The sequence below is a fragment of the Agrobacterium sp. AGB01 genome (genome assembly GCF_014851585.1).
GTDB lineage: Bacteria > Pseudomonadota > Alphaproteobacteria > Rhizobiales > Rhizobiaceae > Agrobacterium.
Genome location: NZ_JACVAB010000005.1, coordinates 51,868 through 68,058 on the forward strand (window position 1 = coordinate 51,868; position 16,191 = coordinate 68,058).

Consider the following 16,191-nt stretch of genomic DNA (forward strand, 5'->3'; position numbering starts at 1 on the left):
ATAATGAACATTTCATTGCAAAAGACGGCTATCAGCGATGGTTGCCTGATAACGGTATTTCCGACGGCCAATGATGCTGCCGATGCGGTCGCAGATCACCTCCTCGCAACCGTTAAGCGAAACCCCAAAAGTGTTCTGGGTCTTGCAACTGGCCAGACGCCCCGCCGGGTCTATAAAAGTCTCATCAATGCGTTTGTTAAGGGCGAGGTGTCGTTTCGTGATGTCGAGACTTTCAATCTGGACGAATATTGTGGTCTGGCGGCATCCCATCCGGATTCCTTTGCCGCGTTCATGAAGCGCGAACTCTTTGGTCTTGCCGATTTCGATCCTGGCAAGCTCAACCTCATCGACGGTGCCGCAGACGATCTGGCAGCCGAGGCTGCAAGATATGCGGCCCTGTTGCGCGAAAGCGGTGGCGTCGACATACAGCTTCTCGGGTTGGGTACGAACGGCCATATCGGTTTCAATGAGCCCGGCTCGGCACCCGACAGTCATGTACGGATCGTCGATCTTTCTGAAGAAACCCTGTCAGCCAACCAGCCTGGTCTTGTAGAACTGCGCTCCGTACCCTCGCAGGCCATCACCCTGGGGATCGCCGATATACAGAATGCGCGCGAGATCATTATGTTGGCGACAGGACCGGCAAAGGCGACCGCAGTTCGCCGCAGTCTGCGGGAACAGCCGTCAACCGATTGCCCGGCCTCATTGCTCAGGTCTCATGGAAACATCCACTGGTATCTCGACAGCGCTGCTGCCAGCGCACTTTGATAAAACCAAGACAGTTTTTGACATCGCTGAGAACGGATGCTGCGGTCCGAAACCCTCCAAACGCAATGCCGACCGAGGACAACGCCATGCTGAAGATCACCTTTATCAATCAGGACGTTCGGCCCGCCCTCAGCAAATCGGCAATGACGTTTCCCGATGGTTATCGTTCCAAAGTCGAAACATACTGGGCTCGCATCAGCAACAACGGCCAGTTCTTTAACGGCCCGGTGCTCGCCGCATCATCAGTCACTCCGGAAGGTTCCGGCATGGTTGTCGAACTTTCGACGACCGACTACGCGCATTATCTTTACGCTGCCCAAGACCTGAACCATGAGTTTGATTGCCAGGCTTTCTTTAGTGCGGCCGCCATTTTGACCTCTGACAACCACCTGCTGTTTGGCGAGATGGCGCAGCATACGTCATCCCCCGGCCGGATTCAGTTTCCTGGAGGCGGTGTCGAAATTGGGGCCGATGGAGAACTCAATGCACGAATGTGCTGCCAGCGCGAGGTAATGGAGGAACTTGGACCGGATTTTGTCAGAGACATCGCATGGTTTCGGCCCTTTGGTTTAAAATGTGGCGGTAAAGATTCCACCGTCGGGATATTCTACGCCCTGTCTCTCGATATGACCGCCGGGCAGGCGCAAAATTCTTTCGCTAGTTATCGATCGAAACAACTGGCAGACGGAGAACTCCCCGAGTTTGATCGTCTCCATGCCGTGACGTTCGACCTTAAAACACTCAGCCAATTCTTCCGCGTGAACAAAGGCTGCATTGTTGATTATCTCGCACCGCTTCTGGAAGACGGTTGGGAGGACGCTTCTAAGGCTGTGCGTTTCTGCGCAACAGAAACGCTGTCGCGGCACACGCCTGAACCGTATGCCCTTAAATCCCGCTGATGACCGCGCAACGATATGCAGGTCATCCGCCAGCGAAATTTTGCCCTCAATTTGAGAGATTTACATGAATACGTCTACACTCACGTCTTTACGATCGCGCCGTGATCGTGGTGAAACATATGGCATAACCTCCGTTTGTTCGGCGCATCCCGATGTCATTCGCGCGGCTTTGATACTGGGTCGCGACATTGATCAGCCGGTCTTGATCGAAGCCACTTGTAATCAGGTGAATCAAGACGGCGGATATACGTCTATGACACCTGCGAAATTCCGGACGTTTGTTGAGGAGATCGCGGGCAGTGTGGGCTTCAATACCGAAGGCCTCATCCTTGGCGGAGATCATCTAGGTCCCAATCCCTGGAAACATCTGTCTGCCGCTGATGCAATGGCCAAGGCCAAGGAGATGGTTGCAGCATACGCCAGTGCGGGATTTTCCAAGCTGCATCTCGACTGCTCGATGGGATGCGTTGGCGAGCCTGAAGCGTTGGACGATGAGCTTGTGGCCCGGCGCGCAGCCCAGCTGGCAGCAGTTGCCGAAGACAACAGCTCTTTTTCACCCGTCTACATTGTCGGAACGGAAGTGCCTGTTCCAGGTGGTGCTTCTCATGCCGTTGATGATCTTGACGTGACAGATCCGGCCGCGGCGCGCAGGACGTATGATGTGCACTCCAAGTCGTTCGCGGAACACGGGCTGGAGGCGGCGTTTCAACGGGTGATCGGTTTGGTTGTGCAGCCCGGTGTCGAATTCGGCAACGCAAATGTTGTGGCTTACCGGCCGGACCAAGCAAGGAACCTCTCTCAATCGCTTACCGACATGCCCAATGTGGTCTTCGAAGCACATTCGACCGATTACCAAACTGCTGAGGCGCTTTCGTCGCTCGTGGGCGGCGGGTTTGCCATTCTAAAGGTTGGTCCCGGCCTGACGTTTGCGTTGCGGGAAGCGCTCTATGGGTTGGATTTGATTGCGTCGGAACTTGATGGTGAAGCCCCGATGCTGAAGCAAACAATGGAAAACATCATGACGGGAGATCGCAACCACTGGGCTAAATATTATTCAGGTACTTCGTCGCAACAGCGCCTCCAACGGCATTTCAGTTATTCGGACCGCATTCGCTATTATTGGTCCCAGCCCGCTGCGCGACAGGCAGTAGAGGTTGTGAGAACCCGTATCGGGAATAGGTCCATACCTGAAACACTGATCAGCCAGTACCTCGCTCCTTTGACTGCTAAAGTGCGATCAGGCGACGTCGTGGCTAATTTCGATGGGATAAAGCTTGCCTATGTCCAGGCGACGTTGCGTGATTATGCTAAAGCGTGCGGCCACTGACGGGGCTGTCACTCGAAAGTTTGAGAAGAGCCTGACGTGCGGTGGTCTATTGTCCACCAGCGCCCGCATATCGCGGTCTGGCGTGTGTACCGAAGAATTATACGGAACGTGTGCTCAAAATCGCATGCGAAATCCTAGCCGACGAAACCAAGCGGAACACTGAATTAAGACTTCAGATAAAATGAGACGTTCCCCGCCCTCCAATGATCGATGAGCGTTGAGAGGCAATGGTGACATTCTGACGTCGCGTGGCCAGAGGAGCGCACGGCCCTCTATTTAAGCAGCCTGCAATTACCGTTTGCAAATCACTCGGCTTTGGGACTGTTGGTTCAGATCTCTTTAACACGGCTGAACTCCCCGTTAACCGGCAAAATATCGCTCCGGGCGGACCCGCTGAATGCGGTAGATGGGGTCAACTTCACTCCGCGACGGCGATCTTGTTGGCGTTGATTCAGCCGACGCAAAAATAATCTTTACATCCAGCCAACATAGTTGCTAGGTTTCTTAGTAGCCGGTCTTTTTAAACCCGCGTGGGTGATATGTTATGAGGCCAGGAAAAGGAACCCAGTATGCCAGACACATATGCGACTTTTGCGGATAACTGTTTTGCCGGTAGATCGGTGTTGATCACGGGTGCCGCCAGCGGAATGGGCCTTGAAACCGCCCGTGCTTTTGCGTCCAAAGGGGCGGAAGTGGTCATGGCAGACCGAGACGAGGCCGGGCTTGAGCGTTACAGCGCCGATTTGCGGCGGTCGGGAGCCAAAATCCACACAGTAAGGGTGGATGTCAGCGATCAGGCGAGCATTGCGGCCGCATTCGAATATTGTGACGCCAATCTGCAGCGGCTCGACAACGTGGTCACCTGCGCGGCAATCATTACCGCCAAGCGTATCTTTGAACAGGATTGGGCGCACTGGCGCCGCGTGCTGGACGTCAACCTGCTTGGCACCTTCTTCACGGTTCAGGCGGCAGTCAAACGCATGCTCGACAATCCTGAGGGTGGCAATATCGTATGCACCGCTTCCGATGCTGGGGTCCATGGCGGTGGCGGGCTCATTGCCGATACGCCCTATGCCGCATCGAAGGCGGCCACCCTGTCGATGGTCAAATCTGTAGCGCGAGAACTGGCAGGCAAGAAAATCCGCATCAACGCGCTGAACCCTGGGCCAACAGACTCGCCAATGCATTCCCATATCGATCCTGCGCTGAAGGAGCGCATTGCTGGTAATCTGCCGATGCGCCGCATGGGTCGACCGGACGACATGGCTGCTGCGATTATGTTCCTTTGCTCAGATGCCGCCAGTTTCACCTATGGATCAGCGCTCGATGTCGATGGCGGATCGATGTTCCGCTAAATCAGTCTGGGAGGAGAAGATGCATCAGACAGAGCGGCATTATGCCTATTCGGTCGACGTTCCCGAACTCGATGATGTCGACGTACTCGTCATCGGTGGCGGACCATCGGGAATTTCAGCAGCGGTAGCGGCGGCCCGTCTCGGGGTGAGGGTCCGTCTCGTCGAGCGCTATGGGTTTTTGGGCGGCAACCTGACCGCAGGTCTGGTCGGTCCCTGCATGACGTCCTATTCGCTTGATGGCAAAACACAGCTGATCCGGGGCATTTACGAGGAATTCGTGCAGGGTATGATGGCGTTGGGAGGCGCATTGCATCCAAGCGCCATTCCTGCTGGTTCGGCCTATTGCGGCTTCATCGTTTATGGACATGACAAGGTCACCCCTTTCGAGCCCGAGGCAGCAAAGGTTGTCGCCCAGCGCATGTGTCTTGAGGCGGGCGTCGAACTTCTGCTCCACACAATGGTGGTCGACGCCATCGTTGACGACCGCGACGCCGACAATCCCGGGGTGCTCGGTGTTGTTTGCGCTGGCAAAGGTGGCTTGAGAGCCGCGCGCGCCAAAGTGGTGGTCGATTGCTCTGCCGATGGCGATGTCGCCCACTACGCCGGCGTCCACACCCGGCAGGGGCGTGACAGCGACGGGCTTTCCCAGCCCCAGACCTTGTTCTTTCGCGTTCAAAATGTCGATGATCAGGTCGTCGAGGAGTATGTTCGATCGCACCCGGACGACTATCGTCCGTTTTCCTCGATTGTCGCCAAGGCGACGGAAGAGGGGCGTTTCCCTGCGCCTCGTCGCGGCATAGGCCTCTATAAGACCATGGAGCCGGGGGTCTGGCGTATCAATACCGGGCGGGTGCTTAAACGGAACGGCGCCGATGCGCTCGAACTGTCACTGGCCGAGGTGGAGGGGCGTGAGCAAACCGTAGCTCTTCTCGATTTCTTCCGCAAGGAGTTGCCAGGTTTCGAAGAGGCGACGTTGCGCGATACCGCAACGCAGATCGGTGTGCGGGAAACCCGCCGCATCGAAGGCGACTACGAGTTGACGCTGGAGGATCTGCATTCCGGTCGCGCCTTTGAAGACGTGGTCGTACTCTGTGGCTATCCGCTGGATATCCACGATCCGACGGGATCGGGTGGCGGCACGGGTGGAGAAGGGCCCGACGCTGCCAATATCTATCAGATCCCGTATAGGGTGATGGTACCGCGCATCCACGATGGTCTTTTGGTTTCCGGTCGTGCCGTGTCAGCAACGCATGAGGCGTTGAGTGCCATCCGCGTCATGCCGCCCTGCTTTGCGCTTGGCCAGGCTGCCGGCATCGCGGCTGCGCTTTCCGTGGGCAATCGCGCCAGCCCTCGCCATATCGAATACGAGGACCTGCGCCGTGAATTGCTGGCACAGGGCGCTTATCTGGGGTGATGTGAGGGGCGGATATATCATTCGCCCTTTTCATGTTCACGCCTTCAAATGCAATGTGATCAGCACGGTGCATTCCGCGCCTTCGGCAAACTGAGTTACGACGCGTAGCCAGTTACCGAAATGTTGCACCCGTGCAGATGCCAGTCCATCGACCTCGGCCGGCATATCGAACTCAGTTCCCTCGCGCACCCAGTGCATGCCATCGGGTGAAATTTCCACCCATCCGCGAGGCGATACGCCAATCGGCTGTTTCAGCGCGCGGATGAAAAAGACTGCTTCGCGCGCCCAGCCTGCCTCATAGGGTTCACTGGCGGCATCACCACTCCAGCGCTCGTTGCGGGCAATGATCGCTGTGATGTTTTCAGGCAGCATCAGAAATCTCCCGAAATGCAGATCGAATCGACATAGAGAAAGGCGCGCTTGGCGACGTCCGTTTCCGCGAACAAGCAGAAGTTCAGCATGCACCAGAGGTTCTTCATTGCCGGAATACGGATAGGCTCGAAGCCCGATACATCGAAGGTGCGATCGTTGCATTGCATGCCGGTGGCCTGCATTTTTTCAAGGTCGAAATCGAACCGCAGATAGCTCCAGTTCACCTTGGTCGGGATTTCGTTGTAGCAAAGCTTTTGCTCGCCATCCGGCAGATCCAGCCAGCCTTCCGGTGCAAGGTGGTAATGACTGACCGTCTTGTCCTCCGTTCCGAGCGGTGTGATCTCGGTGGTCTCACGCTTATATTGCCATTTCTGCAGGAATTTGCCGTTTTCGGCATTCAAAAATCTTAGATGCGGCATTACCCGCTCGCTATCGCTGTCACGGTCGCCGCCCTGCAGATCGAACAGAAACCCGACGGAACGCACGTCGGTTTCCGACAGCTTCAGCTCGGAGGCTTCCGGTTTGAAGGTGAAGTAAATCTCGAAGCGGATCGGCCCTCTTTTGCGGAACGTGTGACGCTTGATCGCGACATTCTGTGCGCCCGGCTTGGGCCTGGTGGCGATTTTGAGCGCGTAGGACGAATCCATGCCGCCATGGGAGCCGGCATCCCAGTGCCCGAGAGTGGAAATCATCGCACTGGAATGCTGGGCGTAACCGGGCAGCATGGCATCCAACGTGTCTTCGTAATTGCCGACCAGTTGCGACCAGCCGCAATGGCCGCGCGAAAAGTCGTCGAACGAGAGAATGCGGGGCAATGGGTCAAAACGACTGAGTGCGGGATCGGCCCGCAACAGAGCGATGCGTAAGCTTTCCGTTATTTCGGCCATTTGGATGGGTGTGGATGATGCCATCGGGTTTTGCCTCACTGTGTTCAGCGGCCTGCTTGTATGCTAGTTCTAACCACATCGTATCATCTTGGCAACTGATAAACCTAGTTGCTATGTTATAAACTGTATGCTAGCTTTTGATCATGAGGACGCAAACAATGGTTATCTCCCGCAAATCCGTATTCGATGCCAAGCTGGTGAGCCCCGTCAGGCTCGCCGATGGTGTGTCGGATGCTATTGCTGCCGCGTTGTTCGACGGCCGTATTCCGCCGGGCGAGCCGTTGCCGCCCGAGGGAGAAATCGCCAGGGAATTTGGTGTGTCGAAGCCGATTGCGCGTGAGGCTCTGCGTCAGTTGACAGCTGCTGGACTGATCTTCACCCAGCAGGGAAAAGTGGCCCGCGCTAAGGCCATGAGTGGCGAGACGATGGACAAGATCTATGGCTATGCGGTGCGCTCGAGCCTCAAGCGCCTTCAGGAAGCCAATGAGATGCGCCGGGTCATCGAGACCGGCATCGCGAGACTTGCCGCCGAGCGTCGAGACCCCGAAGGTCTGGAGATGATGGAGCAGGCGTTGAAAGACATGAATGCCGGCGTCCATGATCCCGCCAGTTTCACGGCTGCGGACATTTTGTTCCATCTTGGTCTGGCGACCGCGACGGGCAATGCGATGATCCGCGTTCAGATGGAAGGCATGCGCACAGTACAGCGGGAAGTGTCCGAGCTTTTCTCACGGCGCGCGAACCGTAGCGAGGCAGATTGGCATGAGACGATCGCACGGCACGCTGCAATTTGCGAAGCCATCCGTTTGGGCGATGCTGACCGGGCCGAGCAAAGGATACGCGCGCATTTCGATGCGGCAGATATCGCTTCGCTTGAAGTCGCTGATAAGCTGGAAGGCGCAGAGGGATGACGAGCTCGCGCTTCTCGCTCAAAGGTCGGCGTGCGCTGGTGACCGGTGCCAGTTCTGGTATCGGTCGCGCTGTGGCACTGGGGCTGGCAGAGCATGGCGCGGAACTTATCCTTCACCATTTCGGGGACGAGGCTGGCGCGAGGGAACTGGCTGAAATGATGGGCGGCAAAGCGCCCGTCATCGAGGCGGATTTTACCAGGCAGGGTGCGACTGAAGCATTCGCCAACGATATACTCGATCAATTTGGGCCGATCGATATCCTGATCGCCAATGCTGCTATCGAACGACGCATGCCTTGGAATGATATTGATGAGGCGCATATAGCCGCGCATGTGGCGTCAAATTTCGCGGCACTGCTGACCCTCACGGGAAAACTGGTTCCGCCCATGGCCGAGCGTGGCTGGGGCAGGGTGGTTGCTACCGGCAGTATCATGGCGACCAGACCGCGCACTGAAACGATCGTCTATGCATCCTTGAAGGCAGCGCAACTGACGGCGGTGCGCGCCATTGCCCGCGACGTCGCGCCGCGTGGCGTTACAGTCAATGTCGTCTCGCCCGGCGCCATCGAGATCGAGGCCAACGCGGCCCAGTACAGCGACCCTGCTTTTCGCAGGGCCGTGACGGCTAAAATCCCTGCAGGACGACAGGGGCAGCCGCAGGATCTGGCAGGTGCATTCGTTTTTCTGTGCAGCGACGCTGCCAGCTACATTACCGGAGCAAATATACCGGTCGACGGAGGATGGTCGATCGGTGATGCCCCTGGTGTCCTTCCGCAGGTTGCTGATTAGTCGCCTGCGACAAGGAGTTACGGCGAATGCCATTGGCATCGCTGGAGGAGTACTGTTTACGAAGCGACCAAACGGGAGGAAGCCATGAGGACCGCACTAGCAGGTATAGCAGCATCCGCTTTAGCACTATTGATGTCGACATCTGCCGCGCTTGCTGTGGATCTTCGCATGACGGTGTGGACCGGTAGCGAAGCCCATCTGAAGATGTTGAATGCCATCGCAGAGAGTTTCAAGGCCAAGAATCCGGACGTGAACGTCAAATTCGAGACAGTTCCGGTCAACGATTACACCCAGAAACTGACCTTCCAGGTGGCGGGCGGAAATCCGCCCGATGTCGCCTGGATGATGGAAGATGCGGCTCCCGCTTTTGAGAACGCCAAGCTTCTCATGGATCTCGGGCCGACACTGAAGGCTACGGAGGGCTATGATTTCTCTGACTTTTCTCAGCCAGCCATGGGCCTGTGGCAGCAGGGTGAAACGGTTTACGGGATACCATTTTCCACCTCGCCATTCCTGATCTACTACAACAAGGACATGTTCGACAAAGCAGGCCTTGAGGACCCGCAACAGCTAGCGGCCAAGGGCGAATGGAACATGGACAAGTTCCAGGAGGTCTCCAAGAAGCTGGTCGAAGCCAACCCCGGCAAATGGGGTTTCGAGTTCAAGGACGGTGAAGGTTATGCCTCGCGCATGACGCATGCCTTCCTGCCTCCTATCCGCGCCTATGGCGGCGATATCTGGTCGAACAAGCAATGCGGTTTTGACAAGCCTGAAGCCGTGAAGGCGATCAAGCAACTGCACGACATGGTGTTCAAGGACAAGTCGATCGTACCGCCTGGCACTCAGGGCGACTATTTCTCGGGAAATTCGGCGATGACGGTGAACCAGATTTCGCGCGCATCGAAAATGCCGGAGGCGGGTTTCAAGTGGGGTATCGCACCGTTGCCGACCGGTCCGGGAGGGGAATCTCCGGTCATCGGCCAAGCTGCGCTCGTCGTTTTTGCCAAGGGCAAGAACACCAAGGTTGCTGCGGAGTTTGTAGCGCATATGACCAGTAAGGAAAATGTCGCCACAATGGCGCAATTCTTCCCGCCTGCTCGTAAGAGTGTTTTGCAAGCGCCAGCTTTCATCAACGGCAACAAGCTGATTTCGCCGGAGATGATGAAGAATGTCGCGGCGGCGATCGAAAAGGGCCGTGTCGTTCCCGGACATGAGAAGGCACCACAAATCCTTGCCGCAATGATGCCCCGTGTAGACGCTCTCTGGAAGGCCGATGCCAATGTCGATGCGGCCATCAAGGACATTTGCACGGCAATTACACCACAGCTCTGATGACGCTGCTCTGTCATCTGGCCTTGTGCCGACATGAACGCAGTCAAATCCTTGGCGCAAGGCGGAGGATGACGATGGAGTGCTTGGAACCGTGCGATTAAACAACCAAAAGCCCTGGCTGAGTTTGAAGGCGAGAGAAATGATGGAGGCGTGGCTGTTCGTCAGTCCCACCTTCATCGGCTTCCTCATCTTTTTTCTCGGGCCGCTCTGCGCCATCCTTTATTATTCGACGACGGAATGGAACCTGCTGACGCAGGAGGCAGCCTTTATCGGCCTGGCCAACTTCGAGAATGCGCTGCTGGAAAATCCGGATTTCTGGCTCGTGGTGCGCAACTCGGTCATTTTTGCAATCGGGCTCGTGCCGCTCAATATGGCGCTGGCTCTCATGCTGGCGCTCGCCCTTTCACGGCCTTTCTTCGGCGTTGTGTTCTTCCGCACAGTGTTCTTCGCTCCAGTTATCACCTCGGCAATCGCCTGGGCGATCGTCTGGAAGTTCCTGTTGCAGGGAGAAGGCGGCTTTATCAATCAGGTGCTGGCGATTGTCGGCATCAGTGGACCGAACTGGTTGCGTGAGCCGAACTGGGCGATGGCCGCTGTCATCGTGACGCGGGTCATCAAGATGGTGGGACTGAACATGATCCTCTACATCGCCGCCCTGCAATCCATCCCGCGGGATTACGAGGAGGGAGCTCGCCTTGAGGGGGCCTCGCGTCGGCAGATTTTCAAAATGATTACCTGGCCGCTGCTTGCGCCGACGACGCTCGTCATCATGGTCATCACAACGATCGGTTCGTTCAAGGTATTCGATCACATATACCAGATGACCGGAGGCGGGCCTGAAAACGGCACGCTGGTGTTGGCTTTCTACATTTACCAGCAGGGCTTCAAGTTCTTCAATATCGGGTACGCATCTGCACTGGCGATGATCATGTTCGTCATCGTAATGGCCCTGACACTGGTCCAGGTCATGCTGAGACGGAAGGGCATGCAATGAAGCAGCGTCAGATCCAGATTCTTTATCGCACCTGCTGGACGATTGCGCTTTTGATCGTCGCCATACCCTTCGTCTTTCCGTTTATCTGGATGGTATCTGCGGGCTTTAAAAGCGTGACCGAAATCTTCGGCACGCCGACGCTCATTCCGCGTGTCTGGCGTTGGCAGAACTTTGTCGAGGTCTTCACCTACCAGCCATTTGCCCGGCAGTATTTCAATTCGATATACATCGCGGTCGTTGTGACCGTGCTGACGTTGATAATCGCTTCGCTGGCCGGATATGCGCTGGCGCGAATGCGATTTGCCGGGGCGGGGCTGCTGATGGTTTTCCTGATTTCGGCGCTGATGGTGCCGGAGGAAGTCACGATCATTCCCAACTTCTTTCTGATGCGCGGGATGGGCATGGTGGATAGCCATTGGCCACTCATCCTTCTGCCGACCTTTGGTCCGCAAGGCGTGATGGCGACGTTCCTGATGCGTCAATATTTTCTGGCGCTGCCAAAGGAGCTTGAAGATGCGGGCAAAATGGATGGGCTTTCACGCCTTGGGGTCTGGTGGAAAATCGCGATACCGATGTCGCGCCCGGCACTGGCAGCGGTTGCGATAATCACCTTTCTTCATTCGTGGAACCTGTTCCTTGAACCGCTGATCTTTGTCAGTTCGCTCGAAATGTTCACGCTTCCGCTTGCACTTTCCAACTTCAACGACAGCTACGGCCTTCCTTTATGGAACCTGCAGCTTGCCGCAACCAGCCTTGCCGTGGTGCCGATCCTGATTGTCTATCTGATCGCCCAGCGGCAGATCATTGAAAGTTTCGCGCTTTCCGGCGTCAAAGGGTAAGATATGACCAGTGTTACGCTAACGGACATTAAAAAAAGCTTCGGGGCGGTGGACGTCATCCGCGGTGTCGATCTGGAGATTGAGAACGGCGAGTTCGTCGTTTTCGTAGGCCCTTCCGGATGCGGAAAATCCACACTGCTCCGGCTCATCTCAGGGCTGGAGTATATCACTGGCGGCGAGTTATCGATCGGCGGGCGCGTGGTGAACGAGGTGCAGGCATCGCAACGTGGCGTGGCGATGGTGTTCCAGTCCTATGCACTCTATCCGCATCTGACGGTTCGCGACAATATGGCTTTCGGGCTGAAGGTACGGAAGGTACCGACTGCGGAGCGCGACCGGCGCGTCGGCGAAGCGGCGGCAACGCTTAAGCTGGAGGCTTTGCTGGATCGCTATCCGCGCGAACTTTCCGGCGGCCAACGTCAGCGCGTAGCCATTGGTAGGGCCATCGTCGGCAATCCCGACGTATTCCTGTTTGACGAACCCCTGTCCAACCTTGATGCAGAACTGCGAGTGCACATGCGATCCGAGATCGCCGCGCTACATAAGCGTCTTGCCACCACGATGATCTACGTGACCCACGATCAGATCGAGGCCATGACGTTGGCCGATAAGATCGTCGTTCTGCGCGACGGGCGGATAGAGCAAGTGGGTTCACCAAGGGAACTCTATGAACGGCCGGCCAATATTTTCGTGGCCCAATTTATAGGAAGCCCGAAAATGAACGTAATACCGGCAGTTGAGGCAAGTGCATTGCTGAGCGGACCGCATCCTGCCTCCACCGAAACTCTAGGCGTACGACCCGAACATTTCATCATTTCCGCCCCAGGAGAGGGCGTTATGCGTGGAATTATCAATCTCTGTGAGTATACGGGCGCAATATCTCTGCTGCATATCGCGTTGCCCAGCGGACAGATTTGCCTTGTCACCCATGACAGGCCGGAAATGCCCTCTGTGGGAAGCGAGGTCGGATTAACCGCCGATCCGTCAAAACTCCATTATTTCGACAGTCACGGAGTTTTATTACTCTAGTGTCGTAAAAACCCGCTTATCACCCGCTCCAGATCATGAGCTGTTCGGAATATCGATAAGCGAGTTTGCAGAAAGCATGTCTCAAAATCGCACGACTACCGCGCCGTCACAGTCTGCCACGTTCGCAATAGTCTTTCTGTGCGATAGAGAGCCGCGGGTCATAATCGCGCGTGATTTGAGAATGTGGTGGATCGGTTCTGGCTCACTGTGAATGTTCCTTTTTAGAAATCGAACGATGCCGAAAGTGTAAAGGTACGAGATGCGCCAGCTGCGAGGAAGCTGCGAGCCGACGACGCCCAATAGTTCTCATCAAAAACGTTTTCGACATTGGCGCGGATTTCGATAGGCTTTCCGTTTTCGCGCTCGAATTTGTACCGTGCACCAAGGTCGACGCGTGTCCAGTCGTCGACCTTCAGGGTATTCGCCGCGTTGAAGTAAGTGCTGCCGCTGTGAACGACACGACCGGTGGCTGTTAGGCTTTCAATCCATGGCAAATCATATTCGCCATAGAGGCTGATCGAAGTCTTGGGGATGCCGGGAGCCACGTTGCCATCATTTCCTCCGCCATTGGTGCGGCTTAGCTCTGCATCAAGAAATGTGATCCCGCCAAGCAGTCGCAGGCCGTCGATTGGCTCTCCGTAAGCCGTAAGTTCTACGCCGCTATTGGTCTGGAGACCATTGAGACCATAGGTGTTCCCGACCACATAAGCGCTAGGCTGCTTTATTTCGAAAAGCGCGGCCGTAAGCATGAGCGAACCGGTGTCATATTTCACCCCAACTTCTTTTTGTCGATTGACCGTAGGAGGAAGTACTTCGCCTGGGTTACTTAATGTTGGCGTCAAAGGAGCGATTGCGCCTTCCGTCAACGCCTCCACGTAATTTGCGTAGATGGATAGGTCTTCGGTCAACTTAAAGCTGGCTGCAACCGCTGGACTAAACCGTGACTCATCATAAAAGTAATTCTGTACTCCGAGAGGTCCACGATCTGGGCGCACATTGAAGCTTTTTTGGCGGACACTTTGAAAGCGCCCGCCCAAAGTCAGTTCAAGTCTGTCGTCTAGGACGGAAAGCGTATCAGAGATTGCAAAGCTGGTAGACAACAGTTCTGAAAACGGGTTCAAGTTACCAGAACGGGGCAAGCCCGACGTATTCACCAAGCTACCTGAGATATAAACGGGATCGTAAATATTGGACACGTAGCTTGGGAAGCCCAAAGCAGATGGGTTGAGGTAACCGCGATTATTTTCCGTATAGGCTAGTTGGGCGGATATGTTCAGTTGGTGGTTTATCTCACCCGTTTCGAATTCTGAACGAATCCCTGTTTCGCCGGAATAGCTGATAATTTCTTGCGGATTGTATCCGAAATCGATCCGGGCATCACCGCTGTTGTTTAGAATTGTATAGGACGATGTCAAAAAGTCCTCACGGTAACGATACGCGCCTGCTGCGGCATAGATCGTCGTGCTGTCCAGGATATCGTACTCAATGCGGCCCGTAGCCATATTGTATGAGCTATCAAGATATTCAAACGGATTGCCCGTATTCACCTTGCCATTTGGAGCTCGCGGTATCTGCGTTACCAAAGATGCAGGTCGTGTATCTACGGTGTTAAACAGTGATGTTGGCGAATCTAGCTTTTGTGTCGAGTGGCTCAAATCTACCGAAGCACGAAAATCATCACCACGATAGTCGATGCCGAGCGTTGCCACGCCAACTTTGGTATCATTGTGATCAAGAGCGGTTTCACCGCCCTTGATTGAGCCATTGGCGCGAACGCCCCATTCATTTGCTGGGCCAAACCGACGGCTAACGTCGGCGTGCGTCCAGAATTGTGAATCGCTGCGATAACCAGTCGTCAGACGGGTTAATGGTTCATCTGCTGCACGCTTTGGTATGAGATTGATCGTTCCGCCGACGCGACCCAGCCCGCCGTTCGCGAAATTGCTCGGTCCTTTCAAAACTTGAACCTGCTCAATGCCTTCAAGGAAATGACGACGCGGGTTGGCTATATACGGAAGTCCATCGTAAAGAATATCGAGGTTGACCACCGAAAAGCCGCGGATGAAGAACGAATCGCGCTCGCTGTTTGCAGGCGCGTCCGCGCGCACGGACGGGTCGTTGAGTGTAATATCCGCAACAGTTCGCGCCTGCTGATCACGGATGAGCTTAGCTGTGTAGGCCGTGATACTGAAGGGCGTGTCTTTAACAGGACGGTCTCCGAGGGAGCCAAGTCGTGCTCCTGTCGAAAGCTGTCCACCACTGAACGATGCAGGAGGCAGTCCGATGGTGCTTGTCTTCGGTTTGTTTTCGTTTTGAGATTGGATCAAGATGGGGGCAAGTACTGTTGCGGAGGTGCCTGGACCGCGTTCAGCGCGATTTGCTTCTTGGCCTTGCGCTAAAACTGGCGTCAGCGCGAGCAGCGAAACGCTGGCAAGTATCGCGCAGCCGTAACTACGCAGGCAGAACTGGTGTGTTCCCTTCGACATGTACCCCATCCCCATTTCAATAGAATTCTGTTTGATGATTAGAACGTGTTGCAGGCAGCGTCAGGTTTGCGGCTGCCAATCGAACTCAAGCGTCTCCCGGAAGGCAAAGCGCTCGATATGCGTTTGAACGACATCCTGTAAAACTGGAAGGTCTTTGCTCTTATGTGCAGTGATTTCGATGTGAAGGCTTCTATCGTCCGCCCTCAGCCGGGCATCTCCTAGCGGCAAAGCAATCTTTGCCGAAACGGGCGTGAACTCCGTTTCAAATTTATGTGCCCAGTGCTTGGAAAGTTGCTGTAGATAGCGACTTCCATACTCCGTCGAAATGATCGCCTGCCTGCTGGACATGAATACCTCGGATCGTATCACTTGAGTGCGTTTTGTCCGCGTCTTCTAGAAAAAACTTGGAACGTAAAGACGCAATCTCAAAGATGACAATTTGAGTCAAGTCTTGATAACGATTTAAAGTAGAATATCCTTGGAAATATCGAAGTGAATTAGTCGATTTCGAGTGTTAGTTGCATTTAATAGCTTTTTAGAATTCACGATTGCGAATCTTGAGTTCTCTTAGGATACGTGGAATGAGCGATAGAGAATGTTCGCCATTGTTTTCAATGCCTTGTTGTGAACCGTAATGCGCGGTTGCCATTTCTGTGTATGCTGCGATCCAAGCTATGGCTATGGCGCATGTTCTTTCATTGCTTGCCAAGCATGTTCTGCAATCGCCGAACGGTGAGGAATCGGGTTGCTGCGCTGCCATTTGGACAAACATCAGGATGCGTTTCTCGTA

Annotated in this window: 15 protein-coding genes; 11 read left to right on the forward strand and 4 right to left on the reverse strand. The window is 55.2% G+C overall.

The window, feature by feature from the left end:
- The first annotated feature begins 3 nt into the window (after positions 1 to 3).
- From IB237_RS17465 to IB237_RS17485, 5 genes are all read left to right on the forward strand, one after another.
- Positions 4 to 768: a glucosamine-6-phosphate deaminase gene (locus tag IB237_RS17465; protein ID WP_192489980.1), complete on the forward strand. Its 765-nt coding sequence runs from the start codon at positions 4 to 6 to the stop codon at positions 766 to 768.
- A gap of 86 nt (positions 769 to 854) precedes the next feature.
- Positions 855 to 1,667 (forward strand): NUDIX hydrolase, encoded by an 813-nt coding sequence (locus IB237_RS17470; RefSeq protein WP_192489981.1) that lies wholly within the window; start codon positions 855 to 857, stop codon positions 1,665 to 1,667.
- A 64-nt stretch (positions 1,668 to 1,731) separates the two neighbouring features.
- On the forward strand, positions 1,732 to 2,994 hold the full coding sequence (locus IB237_RS17475) for a D-tagatose-bisphosphate aldolase, class II, non-catalytic subunit (RefSeq protein ID WP_192489982.1): 1,263 nt from the start codon (positions 1,732 to 1,734) through the stop codon (positions 2,992 to 2,994).
- 569 nt (positions 2,995 to 3,563) lie between these two features.
- Positions 3,564 to 4,349 carry an SDR family NAD(P)-dependent oxidoreductase gene (locus tag IB237_RS17480; protein ID WP_192489983.1) on the forward strand — a complete coding sequence of 262 codons (786 nt, stop codon included), beginning with the start codon at positions 3,564 to 3,566 and terminating at the stop codon, positions 4,347 to 4,349.
- Between the two features lie 19 nt (positions 4,350 to 4,368).
- Positions 4,369 to 5,763 (forward strand): FAD-dependent oxidoreductase, encoded by a 1,395-nt coding sequence (locus tag IB237_RS17485; protein WP_192489984.1) that lies wholly within the window; start codon positions 4,369 to 4,371, stop codon positions 5,761 to 5,763.
- A 36-nt stretch (positions 5,764 to 5,799) separates the two neighbouring features.
- Here IB237_RS17485 and IB237_RS17490 read toward each other — a convergent pair whose 3' ends face one another.
- Both IB237_RS17490 and IB237_RS17495 read right to left on the reverse strand, forming a co-directional pair.
- Positions 5,800 to 6,135, reverse strand: coding sequence for a hypothetical protein (locus tag IB237_RS17490; RefSeq protein ID WP_192489985.1), 336 nt, complete (start codon positions 6,133 to 6,135; stop codon positions 5,800 to 5,802).
- Positions 6,135 to 7,046, reverse strand: coding sequence for a DUF6772 family protein (locus tag IB237_RS17495; RefSeq protein WP_246788049.1), 912 nt, complete (start codon positions 7,044 to 7,046; stop codon positions 6,135 to 6,137). Before IB237_RS17495 ends, IB237_RS17490 begins: the two co-directional genes overlap by 1 nt.
- Before the next feature lie 134 nt (positions 7,047 to 7,180).
- On the opposite strand from IB237_RS17495, the gene IB237_RS17500 reads away from it, so the two are divergent.
- From IB237_RS17500 to IB237_RS17525, 6 genes are all read left to right on the forward strand, one after another.
- The gene (locus IB237_RS17500) at positions 7,181 to 7,933 is read left to right on the forward strand and encodes a FadR/GntR family transcriptional regulator (RefSeq protein ID WP_246788051.1); all 753 of its coding nucleotides are present in this window, start codon (positions 7,181 to 7,183) and stop codon (positions 7,931 to 7,933) included.
- Positions 7,930 to 8,721 (forward strand): SDR family NAD(P)-dependent oxidoreductase, encoded by a 792-nt coding sequence (locus tag IB237_RS17505; RefSeq protein WP_192489987.1) that lies wholly within the window; start codon positions 7,930 to 7,932, stop codon positions 8,719 to 8,721. Before IB237_RS17500 ends, IB237_RS17505 begins: the two co-directional genes overlap by 4 nt.
- Before the next feature lie 84 nt (positions 8,722 to 8,805).
- Positions 8,806 to 10,053, forward strand: a complete 1,248-nt coding sequence (locus IB237_RS17510; protein WP_192489988.1) for a sugar ABC transporter substrate-binding protein — start codon at positions 8,806 to 8,808, stop codon at positions 10,051 to 10,053.
- A gap of 139 nt (positions 10,054 to 10,192) precedes the next feature.
- Positions 10,193 to 11,047 carry a carbohydrate ABC transporter permease gene (locus IB237_RS17515; RefSeq protein WP_246788053.1) on the forward strand — a complete coding sequence of 285 codons (855 nt, stop codon included), beginning with the start codon at positions 10,193 to 10,195 and terminating at the stop codon, positions 11,045 to 11,047.
- Positions 11,044 to 11,886, forward strand: coding sequence for a carbohydrate ABC transporter permease (locus IB237_RS17520; RefSeq protein ID WP_192489990.1), 843 nt, complete (start codon positions 11,044 to 11,046; stop codon positions 11,884 to 11,886). The genes IB237_RS17515 and IB237_RS17520 overlap by 4 nt, the downstream gene beginning before the upstream one ends.
- A gap of 3 nt (positions 11,887 to 11,889) precedes the next feature.
- Positions 11,890 to 12,915, forward strand: coding sequence for an ABC transporter ATP-binding protein (locus IB237_RS17525; RefSeq protein ID WP_192489991.1), 1,026 nt, complete (start codon positions 11,890 to 11,892; stop codon positions 12,913 to 12,915).
- Positions 12,916 to 13,136: 221 nt separating this feature from the next.
- Here the strand turns inward: IB237_RS17525 and IB237_RS17530 are convergent, their stop codons facing one another.
- Together IB237_RS17530 and IB237_RS17535 are read right to left on the reverse strand one after the other, a co-directional pair.
- Positions 13,137 to 15,401, reverse strand: coding sequence for a TonB-dependent siderophore receptor (locus tag IB237_RS17530; RefSeq protein WP_246788055.1), 2,265 nt, complete (start codon positions 15,399 to 15,401; stop codon positions 13,137 to 13,139).
- A gap of 60 nt (positions 15,402 to 15,461) precedes the next feature.
- On the reverse strand, positions 15,462 to 15,749 hold the full coding sequence (locus tag IB237_RS17535) for a DUF2218 domain-containing protein (protein WP_192489993.1): 288 nt from the start codon (positions 15,747 to 15,749) through the stop codon (positions 15,462 to 15,464).
- Positions 15,750 to 16,191 lie beyond the last annotated feature (442 nt).

Coding starts and splice junctions, on each gene's coding strand:
- IB237_RS17485 (WP_192489984.1), top strand. CDS start 4,369: ATGCATCAGACAGAGCGGCATTATGCCTATTCGGTCGACGTTCCCGAA.
- IB237_RS17475 (WP_192489982.1), top strand. CDS start 1,732: ATGAATACGTCTACACTCACGTCTTTACGATCGCGCCGTGATCGTGGT.
- IB237_RS17515 (WP_246788053.1), top strand. CDS start 10,193: ATGATGGAGGCGTGGCTGTTCGTCAGTCCCACCTTCATCGGCTTCCTC.
- IB237_RS17495 (WP_246788049.1), bottom strand. CDS start 7,046: ATGGCATCATCCACACCCATCCAAATGGCCGAAATAACGGAAAGCTTA.
- IB237_RS17490 (WP_192489985.1), bottom strand. CDS start 6,135: ATGCTGCCTGAAAACATCACAGCGATCATTGCCCGCAACGAGCGCTGG.
- IB237_RS17535 (WP_192489993.1), bottom strand. CDS start 15,749: ATGTCCAGCAGGCAGGCGATCATTTCGACGGAGTATGGAAGTCGCTAT.
- IB237_RS17480 (WP_192489983.1), top strand. CDS start 3,564: ATGCCAGACACATATGCGACTTTTGCGGATAACTGTTTTGCCGGTAGA.
- IB237_RS17525 (WP_192489991.1), top strand. CDS start 11,890: ATGACCAGTGTTACGCTAACGGACATTAAAAAAAGCTTCGGGGCGGTG.
- IB237_RS17530 (WP_246788055.1), bottom strand. CDS start 15,401: ATGTCGAAGGGAACACACCAGTTCTGCCTGCGTAGTTACGGCTGCGCG.
- IB237_RS17505 (WP_192489987.1), top strand. CDS start 7,930: ATGACGAGCTCGCGCTTCTCGCTCAAAGGTCGGCGTGCGCTGGTGACC.
- IB237_RS17500 (WP_246788051.1), top strand. CDS start 7,181: ATGGTTATCTCCCGCAAATCCGTATTCGATGCCAAGCTGGTGAGCCCC.
- IB237_RS17520 (WP_192489990.1), top strand. CDS start 11,044: ATGAAGCAGCGTCAGATCCAGATTCTTTATCGCACCTGCTGGACGATT.
- IB237_RS17510 (WP_192489988.1), top strand. CDS start 8,806: ATGAGGACCGCACTAGCAGGTATAGCAGCATCCGCTTTAGCACTATTG.
- IB237_RS17465 (WP_192489980.1), top strand. CDS start 4: ATGAACATTTCATTGCAAAAGACGGCTATCAGCGATGGTTGCCTGATA.
- IB237_RS17470 (WP_192489981.1), top strand. CDS start 855: ATGCTGAAGATCACCTTTATCAATCAGGACGTTCGGCCCGCCCTCAGC.